Origin of the sequence: Amycolatopsis sp. SID8362 (assembly GCF_010550475.1) — a bacterium.
Taxonomy (GTDB): Bacteria; Actinomycetota; Actinomycetes; order Mycobacteriales; family Pseudonocardiaceae; genus Amycolatopsis; species Amycolatopsis eburnea.
The window spans coordinates 1-2046 of the sequence record NZ_JAAGNB010001027.1 but is presented as its reverse complement, the minus strand read 5'-3'; the positions used below and the strand labels follow the sequence as shown (position 1 = coordinate 2046).

The window sequence follows — 2046 nt, the reverse complement described above, 5'->3', positions numbered from 1 at the left end:
ACGGCACGCACTTCACGGCCGCGGTCCCGGCGGCGCGCGGGGTCGGGCCGCGGTACGTCGGGGTGCGCGCGGACACCGTGTCGGCCCGGTCGGACTCGCTGGCGCTGCGCACCCTGCCCGCGGTCCAGGAGGGCAAGCCCGCGCTGGTGCTGTCGGGTTCGCCGACGCCGTCACTGGTTTATGGGCTGTACAAGGGAACCGGCGACGTCGACCCGCTGCTGACGGTGGCGCCCAACGGCAACCTGACCATCGCGGGGAGCTTCTCCGGCCAGATCTCGGCGGGCAGCGTGCTGGCGACGTCCGGCAGCGCCACGGACGGCATGGTGCTGCCGCTGCCGTCCGGGGTGACCCCGGCGGAGGTCGCCGACGGGCGGGTGTCGCTGCACGTCTTCGTGACCCCGAAGATCCCGCCGTCCGAGTCGGGGCTGACCGTGGCCGCCGAGGCCACTGTGGACGGTGACCGGCGGGTCCGGTGCCGCCTGCGGTCCTACGACCCGGGTGTGGGTCCCAAGGTCACCGAGACCGCGGGCTCGGTCGACTTCCTGGTACTGGCGACGGTCGCGGCGACGAGCGGGGGTGGCTGAGGTGAGCGTGTTCGCGGTGTACGAGTCGAGCACCGGCAACGTGGTCGGTGCGGTCAAGGCGATCGGCACGCCGGTGCCGGCCGCGGACGCCTTGGTCGGCGCCGCGTTGCCGGTGCGGTTCCGGCTGGATTCGGGGGAGGTGGTGACCCTTTCGCTGGCGGGCCGGGAGCTCGCCGTGCACGAGGCCGACGACCAGCCGGCGGTGTTCGTCGAACCGCTCGCCTACGGCGTCACGCGCGTGCTCGGCCAGCCGGCGAAGCCGGCGCTGGCGAAACTGGCGAAGCTGCCGGCGCCGAAGTTCGACGGCGCCGGGCTGCTGGTCACCGTCCCGGACAAGACGTCCGAGCCCCTCGCGGTGTTCGCGCTGGTCTCCGAGGGCGGGGACACGCTGCCGCTGAGCGGGACCATCAAGGAGGGCAACGACAGCGTTTCCCTCCCGGTCACGGTGAGCGCGGGCGCGCACGCCGTGCTGACGCTGGTGGCGGGCCGGGCGGGCCGGCTGGAGGAGGTCGGCAAGTGAGCGCAGCCACCGGCGGCGAGATCACCGTGCGCCACTGCGTGGTGCGGGTGGTCCGGCGCGGCGGGTGGAGCTGGGGACCCGACCCCCGCGGCCTCGTCCGGCGGGTCCTCGACGCGCTCCCGGACCTGCTGGCCGAGCGGTTCGGCGACCTCGTCGAGGGCGACGGGCCGGACGTGGAGATCACCGAGCCGGTGCGGCTGTCCGTCCGGCTTTCCGCGCCCGGAACCGGCTCATTGCCCGCGCGCTTCGTCCTCGAAGCCGCGGTGCCCGGTGGCGGGACGCTCCCGGAGGTGGTCCCGATCCCGCTGCCCGTACCGGCTCCGGCGGGCGCGTCAGCTGAGATGTCCACTGTGGACACTGATGTCGAGCTGCCGTCCTTCGGTCCGGCCGAGGCGACGGCCGAACCAACGGTGGCCGCGTTGTTCGAAGAGCTGGCCGCGCGGGACGAACTCGCCGCGTTGCTCGCCCTGCTCCCCGAGGAGACCGTGCGGAGGTTCCTGTCGATACTGCTTTCCGAGTCCTCTGGCGGGCATTCCGCTGGGCTCGCAGGGGAATCCGGCGAAGTGCCCGGCTCACCCGCTGTCGCGAGTCTTCCAGGACCGGCCGGGGAACTGGCCGCGGAGCTTGCGCGGCGGCTGTCCCTCCCGGTACCACCCGCGACCCCGGCGGAGATCGCCGAGCTGCTGGGTGCGCCGGAGGAGGCGGCCACCACGTCGGTGGGCACCACGTCCGGCGGTACGCGAACCACGCCGAGGCCGGTTGGCGAAACACGGGTCGGTTCCGTGCTCCCGTTCCTGCTGGCCGGCCCGCTGGCCAGAACCGGCTACCTGGACGCGATCGGCCCCGCACTGGCCGAAGCCGCCCCGCTGTTCGCCGCGGCCCTGGCCTACAAGGTGCTCGGCGCGCCGCAGCGGGGCTGGCGGCGGGCTCCCGCGGACGACG

At 74.1% G+C, this 2046-nt stretch carries 1 protein-coding gene and 2 pseudogenes; all 3 read left to right on the top strand.

What is annotated here, in order from left to right; genetic code table 11:
• Window positions 1–584 (top strand): annotated as a pseudogene (locus G3I65_RS32375) (hypothetical protein); the annotation flags it as partial.
• Window positions 577–1104: a hypothetical protein gene (locus G3I65_RS32370; protein ID WP_160699469.1), complete on the top strand. Its 528-nt coding sequence runs from the start codon at window positions 577–579 to the stop codon at window positions 1102–1104. The pseudogene G3I65_RS32375 and the gene G3I65_RS32370, both read left to right, overlap by 8 nt.
• A pseudogene (locus G3I65_RS32365) lies at window positions 1101–2046 on the top strand (hypothetical protein); the annotation flags it as partial. The gene G3I65_RS32370 and the pseudogene G3I65_RS32365, both read left to right, overlap by 4 nt.